This window comes from Blautia sp. LMAG:89, assembly GCF_008679485.1.
In the GTDB taxonomy this organism is placed as follows: domain Bacteria; phylum Bacillota; class Clostridia; order Lachnospirales; family Lachnospiraceae; genus Blautia_A; species Blautia_A fusiformis.
Map to the genome: position 1 here is coordinate 203,503 of NZ_NANC01000003.1, position 20,327 is coordinate 223,829.

General features: G+C 42.2%; 15 protein-coding genes. All 15 read left to right on the plus strand.

Going from position 1 to position 20,327, the window contains the following annotated elements; all coding sequences use genetic code 11:
* The first annotated feature begins 98 nt into the window (after positions 1-98).
* Positions 99-809, plus strand: a complete 711-nt coding sequence (locus CCC70_RS01195; protein ID WP_270609706.1) for a sulfite exporter TauE/SafE family protein — start codon at positions 99-101, stop codon at positions 807-809.
* Positions 810-853: 44 nt separating this feature from the next.
* The gene (locus CCC70_RS01200; RefSeq protein ID WP_287084115.1) at positions 854-2,047 is read left to right on the plus strand and encodes a PucR family transcriptional regulator; all 1,194 of its coding nucleotides are present in this window, start codon (positions 854-856) and stop codon (positions 2,045-2,047) included.
* A 241-nt stretch (positions 2,048-2,288) separates the two neighbouring features.
* Positions 2,289-3,626, plus strand: a complete 1,338-nt coding sequence (locus CCC70_RS01205; protein ID WP_015525486.1) for an aminotransferase class III-fold pyridoxal phosphate-dependent enzyme — start codon at positions 2,289-2,291, stop codon at positions 3,624-3,626.
* Positions 3,627-3,644: 18 nt separating this feature from the next.
* On the plus strand, positions 3,645-4,772 hold the full coding sequence (locus tag CCC70_RS01210) for an iron-containing alcohol dehydrogenase family protein (RefSeq protein WP_287084116.1): 1,128 nt from the start codon (positions 3,645-3,647) through the stop codon (positions 4,770-4,772).
* Positions 4,773-4,885: 113 nt separating this feature from the next.
* Positions 4,886-5,218, plus strand: a complete 333-nt coding sequence (locus CCC70_RS01215; protein ID WP_059086245.1) for a P-II family nitrogen regulator — start codon at positions 4,886-4,888, stop codon at positions 5,216-5,218.
* A 27-nt stretch (positions 5,219-5,245) separates the two neighbouring features.
* Positions 5,246-6,781 (plus strand): APC family permease, encoded by a 1,536-nt coding sequence (locus CCC70_RS01220; protein WP_118368510.1) that lies wholly within the window; start codon positions 5,246-5,248, stop codon positions 6,779-6,781.
* A gap of 373 nt (positions 6,782-7,154) precedes the next feature.
* The gene (locus tag CCC70_RS01225; protein WP_287084117.1) at positions 7,155-9,776 is read left to right on the plus strand and encodes a cation-translocating P-type ATPase; all 2,622 of its coding nucleotides are present in this window, start codon (positions 7,155-7,157) and stop codon (positions 9,774-9,776) included.
* Entirely contained in the window at positions 9,776-11,023 is a 1,248-nt protein-coding gene (locus tag CCC70_RS01230) for an AI-2E family transporter (protein ID WP_243119216.1), read from the plus strand. Before CCC70_RS01225 ends, CCC70_RS01230 begins: the two co-directional genes overlap by 1 nt.
* Positions 11,024-11,194: 171 nt before the next feature.
* Complete coding sequence (gene melB / locus CCC70_RS01235) at positions 11,195-12,577, plus strand: melibiose:sodium transporter MelB (protein WP_118514188.1); 1,383 nt, start codon at positions 11,195-11,197, stop codon at positions 12,575-12,577.
* Between the two features lie 112 nt (positions 12,578-12,689).
* The gene (locus tag CCC70_RS01240; RefSeq protein ID WP_118625266.1) at positions 12,690-14,279 is read left to right on the plus strand and encodes a response regulator; all 1,590 of its coding nucleotides are present in this window, start codon (positions 12,690-12,692) and stop codon (positions 14,277-14,279) included.
* A gap of 28 nt (positions 14,280-14,307) precedes the next feature.
* Positions 14,308-16,038 (plus strand): sensor histidine kinase, encoded by a 1,731-nt coding sequence (locus tag CCC70_RS01245; protein WP_244791021.1) that lies wholly within the window; start codon positions 14,308-14,310, stop codon positions 16,036-16,038.
* The gene (locus CCC70_RS01250) at positions 16,028-16,666 is read left to right on the plus strand and encodes a hypothetical protein (protein ID WP_287084122.1); all 639 of its coding nucleotides are present in this window, start codon (positions 16,028-16,030) and stop codon (positions 16,664-16,666) included. Before CCC70_RS01245 ends, CCC70_RS01250 begins: the two co-directional genes overlap by 11 nt.
* A 9-nt stretch (positions 16,667-16,675) precedes the next feature.
* Positions 16,676-17,683: a substrate-binding domain-containing protein gene (locus CCC70_RS01255; RefSeq protein WP_287084124.1), complete on the plus strand. Its 1,008-nt coding sequence runs from the start codon at positions 16,676-16,678 to the stop codon at positions 17,681-17,683.
* A 77-nt stretch (positions 17,684-17,760) separates the two neighbouring features.
* A complete protein-coding gene (locus CCC70_RS01260) occupies positions 17,761-18,174 on the plus strand; it encodes an EamA family transporter (protein ID WP_287084125.1) in 414 nt (137 codons plus the stop codon).
* Positions 18,175-18,211: 37 nt separating this feature from the next.
* The gene (locus tag CCC70_RS01265; protein WP_287084126.1) at positions 18,212-20,185 is read left to right on the plus strand and encodes a bifunctional metallophosphatase/5'-nucleotidase; all 1,974 of its coding nucleotides are present in this window, start codon (positions 18,212-18,214) and stop codon (positions 20,183-20,185) included.
* Positions 20,186-20,327: the final 142 nt, after the last annotated feature.

Below are 20,327 nucleotides of genomic sequence, written 5' to 3' on the forward strand. Positions count from 1 at the left end.
GACGTTTTGCAGTCATTATTGCAAAGCGTCTTTTTATTTTATCAGCAGTGATAAAGAGTGTGCGGTAAACAGATAATACAGAAAAGGAAGAATGCTCTATGAAAGAATTGTTATTTTTGCTTGTATTGTTTGTTTCTAATGTTATTCAGGCTATCACAGGGTTTGCCGGTACGGTATTGGCGATGCCGCCTTCCGTTTATTTGCTTGGGCTGGATCATGCAAAGGTGGTCCTGAATGTTATGGCCTGGCTGTCCGGACTGATGATCGCAGTGACCGGATATCGACATATAAACTGGAAAGAATTGCTTAAGATGTCTGCGGTCATGTTGGTTGGAATGTTTGCAGGGATACAGATCTGCCGGATCGTGAAATCTGAAAATATTCTTCTGACAATATATGGAATCATAATCGTCGTAGTTGCATTAAAGAATCTGTGCATCCATACAGAGAAAAAACTTCCGGATTTCATTTTGTGGATAGTTCTGATCCTAGCAGGGATAATTCATGGTATGTTTGTATCAGGAGGGGCTTTACTTGTGATCTATGCAACACAGGTACTGAAAGAAAAAGAAGAATTTCGTGCGACAGTGGCCCCTGTATGGGTGGTGCTGAATTTTTTTCTGATGGTTACCCAGTTCAGGAGCGGCCTGGTTGGAACGGCAGATATTCGACTGATCTGTATCAGTATCCTGCCATTACTTATAGCTACATGGTTAGGTAAAAAGCTGGTATGTAAAGTATCTCAGAAGGTATTTCTGAATCTGACTTATATACTGCTTCTGATATCTGGAGTATCTTTGATCGTCTGATGCAGTTGATCACAGGAAGCTGCGGTGGAGAAAGGTGTATAAATATGGCAGTAACATTGCGTGAGATCATAAAACAGGTACAGCATCTGGAGATGAAGCTGGTAGCAGGTGAGACAGGACTGGATCATGAAGTGTCATGGACTCATATGGTAGACAGCGACACGATTTCTGCATTTCTGCAGGGACAGGAACTTACCTTTACAACAGGGTTGGGACTGAATGAAAATCTGACTCTTCTTCGTCTGGTAAAGGAAGTATGGCGAAACAAAGCCAGTGGAATCGTGATCAATATAGGGCCTTATATCAGTGAGATCGGACAGGATGTTATTGATTTTGCAAATGAAAAGGGATTCCCGGTATTTGAAGTACCGTGGAGGGTTCGAATGGCTGAAATCATGCGGATCATATGTTTTGCAATAACAAAAGAGCAGCAGAACGCAATTGAGGTTGCGACGGCACTGAACAATGCCTTTTTATGTCCGTCCCAGGAAGAACTGTATGTTTCGGCACTGATGAGAAAAGGGTATTTTACAGACAGTGCATATACGGTTGTGAATGTGTGTGTTCTGGAAGACAATGATCGTGTAACAGGAACAAGGCTAGAGCAGATTTTATCTAAACTGAGCAGTCATATCCGCTGTAATTATAATGGGATTTTGTGTTGTGCCCAGGATAAGCAGATTCTTCTGGTTTTGTGTGATTATTCTGATGAAGCATGCAGAAAAACTACAGAGAGGATTTTTCAGATACTATGCAGGATGGTATGTCAGAAGGAACAGATTTTTGTAAGTGTAGGTAAGCAGATTTCCGGGATCAGGCAGATTTATAAGAGCTATCAGTTTGCGGAAAAAATGTCTGATCTATTATGTGTCTGTCAGGTTCCGGGCGAGCAAAGCACAGATGGCGGAAAGATTATTTTTTACAAAGATCTTGGGATTTACAGGGTACTGCTCACACTTACAGATAAGGAAGCAATAAAAGAATATCTGGCAGATACAGTAGCTCCATTGTATGAATATGATGAGATGAACCACTCAGATCTGGTCAGAGTACTTCAGTGCTACCTGGCTAACGACTGCAGTGTCAAAAGTGCGTCACAGGAATTGATCGTACATCGAAATACAATTAATTATAAGCTTGGAAAGGCCGCTGAGATACTTGGAAAAAATCTTTCTGATTTTGATGTGCGTTTTCAGCTGAGGCTGGGTTTCCTGTTATATCAGATGAATGAAATGTAAAAGGAAAATGCGGCAGCAGAATAATAACGATTGTGCTGCAGCACAAAAATAATTGGATAGATGTCTATTGCAGACAGCCAGTGTCGAGAGTAATATATGACTCAGATAAGACAAAGGCGTCTGGTTCACAAATGAATGTGGGCCGGGCGCTTTTCTTATTCTACAACAAATAATAAGTTTGTTTACCGCAAAAATGAACAATATTTAAAACTGAATTACAGATAAAGAGGAGGAAGTTATTATGAGTTTAACAGGAAAAGAAGTAGCACAGATGCACAAAGATTATGTGATGCAGTCATGGGCAAGATCAGGAGCAGATACTTTACCGGTAGAAAGAGCTGAGGGAATTTATTTTTACGATTATGATGGAAAAAAATATGCAGATATGGCTTCACTTCTGGTGTGTTCCAACCTCGGACATGAGCTTCCGGAGATCGTTGAAGCGATCAAGGAACAGGCTGATAAGATGTGCTTCATGGCACCGGCATATGCATCCGAGCCTAAGAGCATGCTGGCAAAAATGCTTGTAGAAGCAGCAGGAGCAGATACATACAAGAGAGTTTTCTTCACAAATGGTGGAGCAGAATCCAATGAGAATGCTATAAAAATGGCACGTATGGTAACCGGAAGAACCAAGATCTTTTCCTGCTACAGAAGCTATCATGGAGCTACACTTGGAGCATCCAATGCTTCCGGTGACTGGAGAAGATATGCAGCAGAGATCGGTGGTGCAAATGGATTCGTACACTTTATGAACCCTCAGATGTATCGTGACGGATATACAAAAGGAGTTGATGATGCAGAGGTAACGAAGAAATATCTGGATGCGCTGGATCTGCAGCTCAGATATGAAGGCCCCGGAAATGTGGCAGCGATCCTGATGGAGTCTATAGTAGGTGCAAACGGTGTCATTCTTCCTCCAGACGGATATATGGAAGGTGTTCGTGCACTTTGTGACAAATATGGAATCCTTCTGATCTGTGATGAGGTTATGGCAGGATTTTACCGTACAGGAAAAATGTTTGCATTTATGAATTTCGACATGAAACCGGATATCATTACATTTGCAAAAGGTGTTACCTGTGGTTATGTACAGCTGGGCGGATGTATTGTAAGTAAAAAGGTTGCGGAGTATTTTGAGGAAAATGTTCTTCAGTGCGGACTTACTTACAGTGGACATACACTTGCATGTGCGGCTGGTGTAGCAGCAATGAAATATTATAAAGAACACGACATCGAGGGCCATGTAGCTGAGATGCACGAGATCGTTGCTCCGTTTATGGATGAGATGGTAAAGAAGCATAAATGTATTGGTGAAGCAAGATGTATCGGTTTGTTCGGTGCACTTGAAGTAGTCAAGAATAAAGAAACCAGAGAACCGATGCAGGAATACGGCGTACCCGGACCGGTAATGCCGTGGATATTTGCAGAATTAAAGAAACGTGGCTTTGCAACCTTCGGACGTGAGAACTTTATTGAAATCTGTCCGCCACTGATCATCACGAAAGAGGAGCTGGAAGAGTATCTCCCGATCCTTGATGAAGTGCTTACAATGGTCGATGAAAAATTTTGTGACTGATAAAGCAGGAGGTAGCCTATGAACTGGGATTATCTACAGCCGGTAAAAATTCATTTCGGCAAAGGCAGAGTAAAAGAAATCAAAGAAATAGCCAGAGAGCTTGGCTGCGAAAGAGGCCTTCTGGTGGCAGGACCGTTTTTCTTTAAAAGCGGTTTTGCCGAAAAGGTCATAAAAGAGTCAGAAGGAATGATCGTTGCTTCTTTTGGAGATGTTTCTCCAAACCCGGACGTTGTAGAGGTAGATGCCTGTGCGGAAGTGATCCGGCAGAAAAATATCGGATTTGTGGTAGCACTGGGTGGAGGCAGTCCCATGGATTGTGCCAAAGCAGCTGCCAGTGTAGCTCTGACTTCGGATTCCATCCGTAAGTATCATGGAACCGGAGTAGCAATGCCGGAGAAACATCTTCCACTGATCGCAGTTCCTACGACTGCAGGAACAGGAAGTGAAGTGACCTGTGTATCAGTTCTTTCGGATCATGCAAATGGAAAAAAAGCGCCGATCGTATCAGAGGGATTTTATCCGGCAGCAGCTATCATTGATCCGGAACTTACTTATACAATGCCACCGCAGGTTACGGCAGGAACAGGAATTGATGTTCTTTCCCATGCGATCGAAGGCTATTGGAGCAAAGGTCATCAGCCGATCTGTGATGTACTTGCGATGCATGCAGCAGAACTGGTATTTAAATATGTTTACAGAGCATACAGGAAGCCCGATGATGAGGAAGCAAGGGAGAAAATGTGCGAAGCATCTTTGATCGCAGGATTGGCGTTTACTTTACCGAAAACCACTTCGTCCCATGCGTGTTCATTTCCATTGACCAATATTTATCACATCCCGCATGGCGAGGCGTGTGGCCTGACCCTGGATTATTTTATAAGAATCAATGCAAAAGGCGAAGGTGGTGAACGTGTAGAGGAATTTGCCAGAAGGATTGGATTCAAAGATGCAGAAGAGATGGCGGATGCAGTTCTTGAATTAAAGAAAAAAATGGGATTGCGGTGTGATCTGAAGGATCTGGAGCTTGATGATGATCAGATTGCGGAGCTGGTTCGTATCAGCAGACATCCGAACCTTTATAACAATCCGGTGGAGATCACAGATGAGATGCTGGATGAGATGTATCGATATCTGGCCGGAAAGTGAAAGATTTTGATTGAATATTGAAAAAAATAATGATAATATAAAGAGAGACGATGGAGTCCGGATACTTTGGTATCTGGGCTCTTTTTGTATTTATGGATGGGAGATGAAGGATTATGAAACTGATCACAGCAATCGTAAGACCTGAGAAAGTGATGGACGTCATCAAAGCACTGGAGCAGGAAGGATATTTTGCTTTTTCAAAATGGGCAATTTCAGGAAGAGGTAAGGAAAAAGGAATTCAGGTAGGGGATGTCCTTTATCAGGAAATGGCAAAAAACATGCTGTATATTACTGTTGGGGACAAAGAAAAAGATGAGGTTGTAGATATTATCATTAACAGTGCAAAGAGTGGGCAGTATGGACATTATGGTGATGGAAAAATTTTTGTTTCCGATATCAGTGAGGCATATACGATCAGTGAAGAAACCAGAGAAGATGATGAATGATATGATTGATGAAGCAGGAGGATATATATGGGTGAAAGAAATAAAAGAACAAAATTAAAAAAATCCATGGGACCTGGTTCGATCTGGGCAGTTGCAGTCGGTTCCATCATTGGATGGGGATGTTTTATACAGGGTGGTCTCTGGACAGAACGTGCAGGTGGACCGCTCCCGCTGTTTCTGGGATTTCTGGCAGGCGGTCTTTTAATGATCGTGGTAGGCTACAGCTATTCTTATATGATCGCAAAATTCCCGGTAGCGGGTGGTGAATTTGCCTATGCATATAAAGGCTTTGGAAGAACTGCTTCGTACATATGCGGATGGATGCTGTCGCTTGGATATCTGTCTATTGTAGCTTTGAATGCAACGGCACTTCCGGTATTGGCATCCTATATTTTTCCTGGAGTCTTTAACAGAGGTTACCTGTATACAATTGCAGGATATGATGTATATATGGGTGAAGTCGGATTATCCCTGTTCTTTATCATACTTTTCGGGATCATGAATTACAAAGGGGCGAAATCTGTAGGAAATCTTCAGCTTGCGATGGTCCTTATCATGTGTGCAGCGGTTGTTGTATCAGTCATTGGTGTGATCGCAACAGGACATTTTGATGCTTCAAACTTGCAGCCGGCATACGGAGCCGAAGGCAAGTCTCTTGGAAGCGGTTTTGTATCTATCCTGGCATTGGCTCCGTTCCTTTATGTAGGATTTGACTGTATTCCACAGGCGGCAGAAGAATATGATTTTCCACCACAGAAATGCAAAATGCTGATCATTTCAGCATTGATCGTAGGTGCTTTGATCTATGGTGCAATGGCACTGGTGACAGATTGTGTTGTTCCCTGGCAGCAGGTTCTGACTATGACAGATGCGAATGGAACTCTTGTAAAATGGCATACAGGTGCAGTTCTTGATCTTGCAATGGGAAAAGTTGGTGTGTGCTTTGTGGCACTGGCAGTGTGCATGGGGATTTTTACCGGTATGAACGGATTCTTTATGACATCCAGCCGTCTTTTATTTGGTATGGCAAGAGCAAAAATGCTTCCGTCAGCTTTTGAAAAGGTTCATCCGGAGCATAAAACTCCGTCCATATGTGTTGGGTTTACCATGATCATCTGCTGTATCTGCCCATTTTTCGGCAGAGAAGTGATCGGCTGGGTTGTAGATATGTGTTCTGTAGGTACTGCGTTCGGATATTTCTTTACCTGTGCAGGTGCTTATATTCTTCTGAAAAAATATGGCGATGATACAGATACAAATAAAATCCATCCGGCAGTAGCAATGGGCGGCTGCGTGATCTCTGTTGTAATATTACTGCTTCTGATCGTGCCCGGTTCTCCTGCATTCATGGCTCCACAGTCCTTTGCAGCACTGATCGTGTGGGTGTTGATGGGAGTTACCTTCTATTTTGTTTCAAAGAAAAATTTTGCGAAAGTCACTAAGAGAGAAATGGATTATCTGATTCTTGGAAATGTGCAGGTGGTTCGAGGACTGAGAAAAGGAAAAGATCAGGGAAGAGTTGTACAGGGAAATATTGTGGCTGATCAGAGTAATAAATCTTAAAAGGTAATAAAACGGCTGCAGGCCTATAATACTTTCAGGGTAACAGAAAAACTTCCATTCAAAAAATGGGAGTTTTTCTGTTACCGGAGTATCATATTTGCAAGGTGTGATTTATAAAGTATCTTGACAGAGGTACCGATCCTGTTATACTATTAAAACTGATAAAGGGGAGTAACCTACGTTTGGAAATCTGCGTTTGCAGTGTCGTCAGTACGGTGGAAACATCCGGCGCTGCAGGGAAATGGTGAGACTTTTATTGCATTTTTTGTTGTGCAATAAGGGTTTCTTTTTTTATATCCTTTTATCAAAAAAATCCTTTATTGCATAAAAAAATTACAGTTGGTGAATATTTGCAAAAAAGGAGGCAAAGGTAATGAAAGAAATTTATCAGCAGACAGCAGAAGAAGTTCTCGAGCGTGTGGAAAGCAGGGAATCAGGGCTTACCGATGAACAGGTCAGACGGTCCAGAGAGAAGTGCGGATGGAATGAGCTTGCAGAAGGAAAGAAAAAAAGTATTTTGCAGATCTTCTTTGAACAGTATAAGGATTTTCTGGTGTTGATCCTGATCGCATCGGCAGTGATATCCGGTATGCTTGGAGATGTGGAAAGTGCAGCAGTTATCGTGATCGTTATTACGATCAATGCGATTTTGGGAACTGTGCAGACAGTAAAGGCTGAGCAGTCCCTGCAGAGCTTAAAGAAGCTTTCCGGTCCGGAGGCAAAAGTATTGCGTGATGGTGTGGCGGTACAGCTTCCGGCAAGAGAACTGGTTGTAGGAGATGTGATCCTTCTTGAAGCAGGTGATATGATCCCGGCCGATGGAAGATTGATTGAAAATGCAAGCCTTAAGGTCGATGAAAGTGCCCTTACCGGAGAAAGTCTTGCGGTTGAAAAGAGTATGGACATTATTTTGGAGGAAGCACCGCTTGGTGATCGGACAAATATGCTGTTTTCCGGAAGCTTTGTCACATATGGGCGTGGCAGAGCGGTTGTAACGAATGTAGGAATGCAGACAGAGGTTGGAAAGATTGCGGGACTTCTGAAATCGACTTCGGAAAAACAGACGCCACTTCAGGCGAATCTGGATGATTTTGGAAAGAAGCTTTCCATTCTGATCCTGATATTTTGCGGAATTCTGTTTGCAATCAGTGTATTCCGCGGTGAGAAGATCAGCAGTGCATTTATGTTTGCAGTAGCACTTGCAGTCGCAGCGATTCCGGAAGCTTTAAGTTCCATCGTGACGATCGTCCTTTCTTTCGGAACACAGAAGATGGCAAAGGAGCACGCGATCATTCGTAAGCTTCAGGCTGTGGAAGGTCTTGGAAGCGTATCTGTTATCTGTTCGGATAAGACCGGAACACTCACACAGAACAAAATGACAGTAGAATATTATTATATTGATGGAAAAAGAATCACAGCAGATGCAATTGATGTAGCAGATCCGGCGCAGAGATGTCTTTTGGACTACAGCATTTTATGTAATGATTCAACAAATGAAAATGGAGTGGAGATCGGAGATCCGACGGAAACGGCATTGATCAATCTGGGCAGCCGGTACGGAATCGAGGCTGCTGGTGTAAGAAAGCTTTATCCAAGGGAAGGAGAGCTTCCCTTTGACAGTGACCGTAAGATGATGTCAACACTTCACAGAATTGATGATGAGAACCGGATGATCGTAAAAGGTGCGGTTGACCGGCTTCTGGAGCTGACAGACAGGATTTGGACAAAGGACGGAGTTCGGGAAATCACAGAAGCAGATAAAGAAAAGATCCGGCGCCAGAATCAGGAATTTTCAATGGAAGGGTTACGGGTACTGGCATTTACCTATCGTGAAATTCCGGAGAAGCATGTATTGACGACAGAAGATGAGAACCATCTGGTATTTCTTGGCCTGATCGCTATGATGGATCCGCCGAGGGAAGAATCAAAGGCTGCAGTTGCAGAATGTATAAAAGCGGGGATTCGGCCGATCATGATCACGGGAGATCATAAGATCACAGCAGCGGCAATCGCAAAAAGAATCGGGATCCTACATGATCTGTCGGAGGCCTGTGAGGGTACTGATATTGAAAATATGAGTGATGAGCAGCTGAAGGAATTTGTCCCGAATATTTCTGTGTATGCAAGAGTGTCACCGGAGCACAAGATCCGTATTGTCCGTGCATGGCAGGAGAAGGGGATGATCGTGGCAATGACTGGAGACGGTGTGAATGATGCTCCGGCATTGAAGCAGGCAGACATTGGTGTTGCAATGGGAGTGACCGGAACCGAGGTCGCAAAGGATGCCGCAGCAATGGTGCTTACAGATGATAATTTTGCAACAATTGTAAAAGCAGTGGAAAACGGACGAAATTTATATCAGAATATCAAGTATGCGATCCAGTTTCTTCTGTCAGGAAACTTTGGTGCGATCCTGGCAGTTCTTTGTGCATCCCTTGCAGGACTTCCTGTTCCTTTTGCACCGGTACATCTGCTGTTTATCAATCTTTTGACAGACAGCCTTCCGGCAATCGCATTAGGCGTGGAGCCGCACAGCAGTGAGGTGATGAATGAGAAACCAAGATCAGCAGACGAGTCAATACTGACAAGGGATTTTCTTGGTAAAATCGGTCTGGAAGGACTGGTGATCGGTATGATGACGATGATAGGATTTTTGACAGGATATCATCAGAATGGTGCACTGCTTGGCAGTACTTATGCCTTCGGAACACTTTGTCTGGCACGTCTGTTCCATGGATTCAACTGCAAATCGGATCATCCGGTTATCTTTACAAAACGTTTCTTTAATAATAAATGGCTTCAGGGAGCATTTGTACTTGGGGCAGTACTCATTACCGTTGTACTGACGGTTCCAGGATTTCATCTCCTGTTTAAAGTAGAGACGTTGGATCTGATGCAGCTTGGCTGTGTATATCTGTATGCGTTTGCAAGTCTTCCAATCATTCAGCTGCTTAAATGGATACGTATGAAATTGAAAAAAAGAGAGGAAAAATAGTGGATTTAAGCAAAATATCTATAAAAAAAATCAGGGAGCTTATTGTGTTTACGGCACTTCTTGTAGTTGCCCTATGGAAATTCGATGTGGTACTCAGCGTGCTAAAAGCAATATGGGGGATTATATTTCCGTTTGTGCTTGGCGGGGCGATCGCTTTTATAACAAATGTGCCAATGAGCTTTTTGGAAAAGAAAATTTTCGGAAGAGTAAAAAAAGAAAATAAGACAGTTGGAAAACTGGCAAGACCGATAAGTCTGCTCCTTACGATCATATTGGCGGTTGGTGTAATCGTACTGGTAATGTTCGGGGTGATTCCGCAGCTTACGCGGACAATGGGAACTCTGATGATGAGTATCGCTGATTTCATTCCGCAGATGCAAGGCTGGATTCGGGAATTTTCCCATAATAACCAGGAAATCATGAAGCTGGTAAATCAGGTGCAGTTTAATCCGGATCAGGCGATCAAGTGGGGAATAAGTCTTCTTGGAAATGGTGCAGGAAATATGATGAATACCACAATGTCAGCAGTGGGTTCCATAGTCAGTGGATTGGCAACCTTTTTTATTGCATTTTCATTTGCCTGCTATGTTCTTTTTCAGAAGGAGAAGCTGCATGTGCAGATCCGAAAAGTATTTTTTGCCTTTCTTCCAAAGAAAAAGGCAGATGCTTTTCTTAAAATTTGTTCTCTGACTTATCGGACATTTGCGAATTTTCTTGCAGGTCAGTGTCTGGAAGCTGTGATCCTCGGATGCATGTTTGTGGTGATACTGAGTATTTTGAGGATGCCATATGCACTTTTGATAGGAGTTTTGATTGCGTTTACTGCATTGATTCCGATTTTCGGGGCCTTTATCGGATGTGCAGTGGGAAGCTTTTTGATCTTTATGGTAAATCCGAAACAGGCAATTTTATTTATTATAGTATTTCTGGTGCTGCAGCAGATTGAGGGAAATCTGATATATCCTCATGTTGTGGGTGAATCTGTAGGGCTTCCGTCAATCTGGGTTCTTGCAGCAGTTACGATCGGCGGAAACCTTATGGGAATTGTAGGTATGCTTGTTTTCATTCCACTGCTTTCCGTGTTCTATACTATTTTTCGGGAATTCGTATATCTGCGCCTGAAAAAAAAGCATATCAAACAGGTAACAAAGACAGAAATAGAGGAATATACGGCGGAGGAAATTGCTGCTATAGAAGAAACGTCAGGAAAAGAACAGAGACCTTCAAAAGTTCAAAAAAAATGTTGACAAGAGATGGCAAGGCAAAAGAAAAGTAAATTGTTCGAAAAATAGAGTTAAAAACAAAAAATCATATTTTTTGAATAGAATATCAAATGTTCATATCCATCCCAAAATGCTAAACTATCACACGGTAAAGAAATGTGTACAAAGAAAGGGCATAAAAGAGGAGATAGAGGAATGGATAATAACAATAAAAGCAGTGTGGTTTACCAGGGTAAGATTCCTGGAAGAGTAAAGTACTCGTTTGCTTTTGGAGCATTGGGTAAGGATTTGATCTATGGAATGATAGCAACTTTTTCCATGATCTATTTTACAGATATCATTAAAGTAGCGCCGGCGTTTATCGGAACCATGTTTTTCGTGGCAAAGATCTGGGATGCGTTTAATGATCTTTTCATGGGAATGGTTGTTGATAATACAAGAAGCCGTTTTGGCAAATTTGTACCGTGGCTGGTGATCGGAACGTTGATCAACGCATTTGTATTTGTAATTGTATTTACAGATTTTCATTTATCAGGCGTAAGCCTTTGTGTTTTTGCATCTGTTATTTATGTATTATGGGGAATGACCTATACAATTATGGACATTCCATACTGGTCAGTAATCCCGAATCTTACATCTGATCCACAGGAGCGTGAAAAAGTATCCGTACTGCCAAGAATTTTTGCAAGTATCGGACAGTCACTGATCATTGCCGGATTTGGAGTACAGATCATCAAAGGTCTTGGCGGTGATTATACAGGATATCATAGATTTGCTTTGATCATTGCAGCAACATTTATTTTTACAATGGCTGTATGTGTACTGAATCTGCCAAAGATCCAGCACGATGTTGAGAAAAAAGAAAAAATGAAATTTAAAGACATCTTCACAGTCATCAGAAAGAATGACCAGTTAAGATGGGCAGTATTGCTGATTCTTTTATATAATGTGGCAATTCAGGCAATCATGGGAGTTGCGACCTATTACTTCAGTTATGTATGCAACAATGCCGGAATGTTATCTGCATTTATGATCAGTGCATCTGTTGCAGAGGTTGTAGGACTTCTGATCTTCCCGAAGGTAACAAAGATCTTGTCCAGAAAGCAGGCGTTTTTGTTTGCGTGTGTGTTGCCACCGATCGGATTGATTCTTCTTCTGGTGGTAGGAATTGTGTGTCCGAATAATATTGTTTTGACAGCGATTGCTGGTATTATTGTTAAGACAGGAACCGGTCTGGAGCTTGGATGTGCAACGGTATTCCTTGCGGATGTTGTGGATTATGGAGAATATGTTCTCGGAAACAGAAACGAGGGTGTTGTATTCTCTCTGCAGACCCTGATCGTAAAATTGACAGCAGCATTTACAGCACTGGCTATTGGATTTGTACTGGAGCTTACAGGATATGTTCCGAACACAGTGCAGTCACTTGCAACACAGAATTCTATTCGTGTTCTGATGTGTGTAGTGCCGACTATCGGAGTTATTCTTGCATATGTTGTATTTAAGAGCAAATATAAATTAGATGATAAATTTATGAAAAAAGTCGTTGCGAAACTGAACGGCTCAGAAGAGAAATAAGAGCAGTCCCCTGTTTTAATTGTGAAAACAATAAACAGGGGATTTTTTGTATTTTATGTATATTGATAATATGCTATCATAAAATACAGTAAAACATCAGGGAGTATGGAGTGTGAGAATATTTAGTATTATTTTGGCAGATGACGAACCGAATATCCTATATGGAATGCAGAAGGGAATAGACTGGGAGAGCCTTGGATTCTCTGTAGTTGGAACAGCACAGAATGGAAAAGAAGTGCTTGATATGATGGATGAATTTCATCCGGATTTAGTGATCAGTGACATAAAAATGCCTTTCATGGATGGTCTGGAGCTGGCAAAGAATATCCATGAAAATTATATGAATACAAAGGTGATCCTGTTTTCCGGATGGGATGATTTTACATACGCACGTCTGGCTATCAGTTATGGAGTTTCGGAATATGTGATGAAACCCATTGATTACGAGGAGATGCAACGTCTGCTCATAAAAATGTATCAGGAACTGGAGAAAGAATATAATGAAAAAATAAACCGTGTCCGGCTGGAGAATGCATATACACAGAGCTTGCCGTTATTGCGTCAGCAGTTTTTTTCCAGGCTTATGACAGAGGTTATGGAGGAGAAGGAATGCAGGCGGCAGATAAAAAATCTGAAGCTGGATCTTTCGGATCAGGTGTATTCAGTTATAGCAGTAAAAGTGGGAAAAGAAGGGAAGAAGGACATTCTCAGCGAACTGTCAATGAAGGAAACGTTGAAGGAAGCACTGGAAAAAATTGCACACGTTCATGAATTTGGTATGGGCGATAAAGAAGTATTTCTCCTTGGTGGCAGCAAGAGACATGAGATTGGGAAGATTACACGAAGTATCCAGGAAACAGCAGTTATGATCCAGCGTATTTTCGGAGCGAGGATTTCCTGCGGGATCAGCAACAGCGGAGAGAATCTGAAAGATATGCCGGCGTTGTATGCTCAGGCAGCAGAAGCATTGGATTATAATCTTGTTTTGCCGGAGGAGAGCTATACTTACTATAACGATATCATGCCGCAGCAGGAGGAAGAGGACTGGAACTCTCAGGTGGAAATGATCGGAAAATCCATCACATATTGTACGGAAGAAGAATTGAAAAAACAGGTCGGTGATCTGATCGCATGGCTGCATAAGGGTCACTATAATTTGAATGAATATCAGATCGTTATTCTGGAAATCTCTTTTTCTGTTGCCAGATTTTATAAGAAATACCAGATTACATCAGACGCAGAATTTGCGGGATCCAAAAAGATGGCGGTGAAGATCCTTTCGTTGAGCACGGGGGAAGAATTAGATCATTGGCTTTTGAATTACTGCCTTCTGATACGATCACTGATCCAGAAAAAACAGATTGACAACAATGTGGTTCTGGCAGAAAATGCAATGAAGATCGTGGAAAAAAAATTCCGGAATCCGGAGCTGAGTGTGGAGTCGATATGTGGAGAGTTACATGTTAGTACCTCCTATTTTTCGAAAATATTCAAGCAGGAAACAGGAGGTACATTCATTAATTATCTGATCAGTCGACGTATGGAAGAAGCAAAAAAACTGCTTTTGCAGACTGATTATAAGAGTCAGACCATCGGAGCGATGGTAGGGTATCCGGAGCCAAATTATTTCAGCTACGTATTTAAAAAAAACTGTGGAATCTCACCTGTAAAATACAGAAAATCTGCACAGTCAGATACATAGATCGGCAATAATATACAAGGAGCTGAAAATGAAAAATAAAAAGATAAGTATCCGTATCATTTTTCCGGTGGTTATGTCTGCTTCCATTGCAGCCTGCATCATCAGCTGTATTCTTCTGTTTTCCTACTATTTTTCAACATATTTTCAGAAGGATGCCATAGAAAAAATAGGAAAGCAAAGGGATTTTCTGGCGCAGAGTCTGGAGACACAGATTGAAAATATCAATGTACTGATCAACAGGATCTACTATCAGAATATAAAGAAATATGATGTGGACAGTGCCAGGTTTGCGGAGGAAATGGAACAGCAGATATTTCTTGAAGAAAAGTGTTTGTATGGACTTGCCTTATACGATATAGACGGAGAAAGTATATGGCATTCAGGGACATTTGCAGAACAAGAGGATGCGAAAGAGATGGCCTGGTTTTTACAGGCAAAGGAGAATATTGAGACGATCAGTTACGGACGGCGGAGACTGGTACGTCCTCAGGAGGATAGTTATGTATTTGAGATCAGCCGTTATGTAGAATATATCAAGGATGGGAATATGAGATCAGGAATTCTTCTGATGGAGTATTATACAGATTCTGTGGATGAGATACTGTCGCATTACAGAAATCAGAAATCAGCTTATTGCTATTTGCTGGATGATCAGAAGAATATGCTCTATCATCCTTTTGATAAAGAGATCGCATCCGGATTATATAAAGAAAAGACCATAGAGTCTGCATTGTCCTGCAAAAATTATAGGATAGAAAAGGCGGATGGTCAGCAGTGGCTGATAGAGGGTCAGCAGATCGGTTACACAGGATGGAATATGGTGGTTGTAAATTCCATGGACAGTCTGGTATTGGAAAGCCATAATCTTCATTATCTTGTATGGTTTATACTCCTTCTGATCGGAGTGATCCTGATCTTTCTTGATACTCTTGTGTTTCACAATTTTACAAATCCGATTTACAGGCTGCTTCGGACAATGGAAAAATTCGGAAAAGGCGATTATAATGCCAGAGCACAAGAGGAAGGAATCGGCGAACTGAAAAATGTAAGTATACATTTTAATATTATGGCAGATAAGCTTCAGGAGCAAATGGAAGAGATACGCAGAAATGAGAGAGAAAAGCAGAAGATGGAGAAGAAGCTTCTGCAGTCACAGATCAATCCTCATTTTTTGTATAATACGCTGGATTCCATTATCTGGATGATCCGAAGTGAAGAATATGATGGTGCCGGGGAGATGGTCTCTCTTCTGGCTAAATTTTTCCGGATCTCCTTAAGTCAGGGAAAAGATATGATCACTCTGGAAAAAGAACTGGAACATGCTTCCAGCTATTTGGCCATCCAGAATATTCGTTTCAAGGATAAATTTGAATTTCATGTGGACGCAGATCCGGAACTGCTGAAATATTTTTGCCCCAAGCTATCTATTCAGCCATTGCTGGAAAATGCTATTTATCATGGAATGGATGGAATGTATGAGGATGGAGAAATCGAGATCCGGATCTATGAAAAGAATGGAGATATCAAAATCGATGTGTCAGATAATGGACCCGGTATGACACAGGAAAAAATAGATTATATCATGCACAATAAAGTAGTATCCAGCAAACGTGGTTCCGGAATCGGAGTGTGCAATGTAAATGAGAGGATACAGCTGATCTATGGAAAAAATTATGGAATTACGATCAGTAGTGAACTGGATGAGGGAACCGTTGCCACGATCACGATCCCGAAAATGGAGGAAATGGATGAGCAGTAAGAAAAAACATATCATTCTGATTCTGGTTCTGATCGCACTTATATCCTTTCGGTATATGACAGTGCGAAATCATAGGGCAGAAAAAAGCAGAATTACCATCGTCCTGCCACAAAACACACAGGAAGATTTAAGCAGTGTCCAGGAGGGAATCCGGGATTATGCTTATGACCATCAGATAAAGCTGGATGTCTGGTACAAAAAGCAGATGTCCGAAAAAAGTTTTGCAGAGCTGGTGAAAGAGGAAAAGCAGAATCGAAGCATGGGAATTCTTCTGGTATATCCGGAATTTTATCTGAAAAAAAATCAGAATGGTTACAAATATAAGGAAGTACTGGCACTTACAGATACCATGAAGGAGTCATTTTTGCATTATGCGGCATTTGTGCGGAGGGAACAGGAAGAAGAAACATACAGGATGCCAATCAGTGAAACTGTTCTGGGACAGATCAAAAGTGGCCGTAAGAAAGTGGTTTATATGGAAAATACATACAGACTTGGCTATGAATGTATGCAGATGATAGAAGCTTACGGAAAGAAAAAAAAGATGGAGAGTATCTTTCTGCAGCCGTTAAAGCTTGATCGGGAAATTCTGGAAGCGGGCAGTCTGGATGCATTACTTGCAAGGTAGAGGGAGAAGATGAAGTGGAAAACTGAAAAATATAATTTTATACTGGAAGGTCTTTTTGTGCTGATGGCAGGTCTGATCGTGGCATGGAAGCTACCAAAGAGAGAAGACTGTTATATCCACATGGGAATTGCGGTATATGATCTGAATGATACCTTTATGGAGAAATATATACGGACTTTGCAGGATATGATTGAAAAAACAGAAATTGCAGGAAGGAAAATATCCTACGAAATCTATAATGCAGATGGGAAAAATAAGAAACAGGAAAAACAGCTGCAGTATATGTATGCGCAGGAGTATGATATCATGTTGGTTAACCTGGTAGAGCCTGCATCTGCAGCCAGTGTGTTGAATGAAGCGGAGGAGAAGGAGATCCCCGTCATTTTGTATAACCGTGAAGTTGCCGAGAAGGATCTTCAGATCGTGAAGGATGTATGGTATGTAGGAACAGACGGAAAAGCTGCCGGAGAGATACAGGGAAAGCTGCTGAAGGAGCTTTGGGATAAGCAGAAGCAGAGCGTGGATCGGAATCAAAACGGAAAGCTGGACTACATGTTGATTGAGGGGGAAGAGTCTCATTATGATACGATTCGGAGAACTAACGGATTTTTGGAGTCAGGAAGAGAATTGCCGTTAAAGCAGCTGGGAAACCTGACTGCGGATTGGAAACGGGAGATTGCCCTGGAAAAATTTGCGAAGCTGGATGAAGAGACGATCCGGAATACGGAGGCAGTCGTATGCAACAATGATGACATGGCACTTGGGGTCTATGATTATTACAAAAAACATCAGATGAAACTTCCGATTATTATTGGAATTAATAACAGTCAGGAAATGAATCAGAAGATCCGACTCGGGGAAATCTATGGAACTGTGGATAACAATATGGAGGATCAGGTTGCAAGAATTTATGAGATAATGAAATCTGTTTTAAATGGAGTTATAGATAAATATGATAAAATCTGGTACAGTATGCCTTATGAAATTGTTAATAGTGACATATCAGAAGAAAAATGATACGATGAATGCAGAATAAGTATTCCCCGCTTTAGGTGTATGGAGCACTAAGCGGCGGGCCAAGAAGGGGGTATAATATGTGGTTTGTGTTTGCCTTGCTGTCTGCTGTATTTGCGGCGCTGACCTCCATACTGGCCAAGGTAGGTATTACCGGTGTTAATTCGAATCTTGCAACAGCGATTCGAACGGTGGTGGTGCTTGTCATGGCATGGGTAATGGTTTTCCTCACAAATACACAAGGTGGAATCACTGCGATCAGTAAAAAAAGCTGGCTGTTTCTGATACTTTCAGGTCTGGCAACAGGTGCCTCATGGTTGTGTTATTATCGTGCTTTGCAGATAGGAGATGCATCTAAGGTTGTGCCGATAGACAAGCTGAGTGTTGTGATCACGCTGGTACTGGCATTTGTTTTTTTACACGAGAAATTTACAGCAAAATCGCTGATCGGATGTATTTTGATTGGTATGGGAACATTATTGATGGTTTTGTAAAAAGGCATAAGAAAACTATACACAAAAGGAGAGGGCTATGAAAACACGAAAGAAAATTTCAGCAAGGCTTCTGGTGATCATGCTTGTTGCCACATTACTGCTTCCCTTTACATGGAATGTTCCGGTGGAAGCAGCCGAGGCAAAACAGATCGATGTTTTGTTCAGCCATGATACACATTCGCATTTGAACAGCTTTTCAACCATCGTAGATGGAGAGCAAAAAGAAGTTGGCGGATTTGCAAGGATCAAAACTCTGATCGATGAAAAGAAGCAGGAAGATCCGGACACCCTGGTGTTGGATGGCGGTGATTTTTCCATGGGAACCCTGATCCAGACCGTATACGATACGGAGGCGGCAGAGCTTCGAATGCTGGGATATCTGGGGTATGATGTGACGACTTTGGGGAATCATGAATATGATTATCGTTCAAAGGGACTGGCAAATATGCTGGAGGCTGCGAAGGATTCCGGTGAGACAGTGCCGGCACTGGTGGTATGCAATGTGGACTGGGACAGTATGGAGCAGGATGGACTAAATGATGGCCAGAAGCAGATCCGATCAGCATTTGAAACCTACGGCGTGAAGGACTATGTGGTAGTTCAAAAGGGAGATGTAAAGGCTGCAGTAGTCGGTGTGTTCGGTAAGGATGCCCTGGAATGTGCACCGACCTGTGAATTAAAGTTCAAGGATCCGGTTGAGGCCGTAAAACAGACGGTAGAAGAGATCCGAAAAAATGAAAAAGTGGATATGATCGCTTGTGTGTCCCATGGAGGAACCTGGGAGGATGAGAACAAATCGGAGGATGAGATCCTTGCAAAAGAGGTGCCGGATATCGACTTGATCATCAGCGGACATACGCACACAGAGCTGAAAGAGGCAATTCAGCATGGGAACACATATATCGTATCCTGCGGCGAATACGGAAGAAATCTGGGATCACTTTCCATGACACAGAAGCAGGACGGACGGTGGGAGCTGACATCCTATGAGCTGATCCCTGTTTCTGAGGATGTAAAACCGGACCAGGCGACACAGGAACAGATCGATGCCCTGATGGATACGGTGGATAAGAATTATCTTGCCGATTTCGGCTATACAAGGGAAGAGGTTCTTGCTGAAAATGATGTTGAATTCAACAGTCTGGAAGAAATGGGCACGAAGCACGAAGAGTTGAATCTTGGTGATATCATGTCCGATGCATACATATATGCAGTGGAGAATTCCGAGTATTATGATGGTGATCCGGTTGATGTAGCCGTTGTTCCAAGCGGAACCGTGCGGGACACATACACAAAGGGCGATATCACAGTAGAGGATGTTTTTAATTCCTTTTCACTGGGGATCGGAAAGGACGGTGTTGCCGGATATCCGCTGATCAGTGCATACCTGACCGGAAAAGAGCTAAAGCTGGCAGCGGAGGTGGACGCTTCTGTATCGGATTTTATGACAACGGCAAGGTTATATTGCAGTGGATTGAATTTTGCATACAATCCACATCGGATGATCCTGAATAAGGTGACAGATTGTTATCTCACCAGGGCAGACGGAGAGCGGATCGAGATCCAGGATGACAAGCTGTATCATGTTGTGACAGATCTGTATACCGGCCAGATGCTTGGTTCAGTGATGAAAATGTCCTATGGACTGCTGTCTCTTGAACCGAAGGACAGGGATGGAAATCCTATTGAAAATCTGGAAGATCAGGCGATCATGGAGGACGACAGGGAATTAAAGGCCTGGGATGCGATCGCAAGATATATGCAGTCCTTTGCGGATACAGACGGCGACGGAATTGCCAATGTGCCGGAATATTATGAGACGACACATGGACGTAAGGTTGTGGAGGACAGCAGAAATATCATTGATCTGGTGAAGCAGCCGAATAAGTTTTCGGCAATGATCGCAGGTATTTGTCTGATCTTTATAGTGATCATTGTGCTTGTGGTATTTCTGATCCGAAGGATGATCCACAGGATCAAAGTCAGAAAAGGAAAGAGAAATTCAAAATAAATATACGGCTGAGAAGAAAGCTGTCGCTTTAGCGATTAATAGATTGCAAAGCGACAGCTTTTATTTGAGATGAATTGCAATTTCTTTTGTAAAATTGTAGAATGAAAGAGCTTATGAAAAAGAGTCATGAAAGAGAGAATCG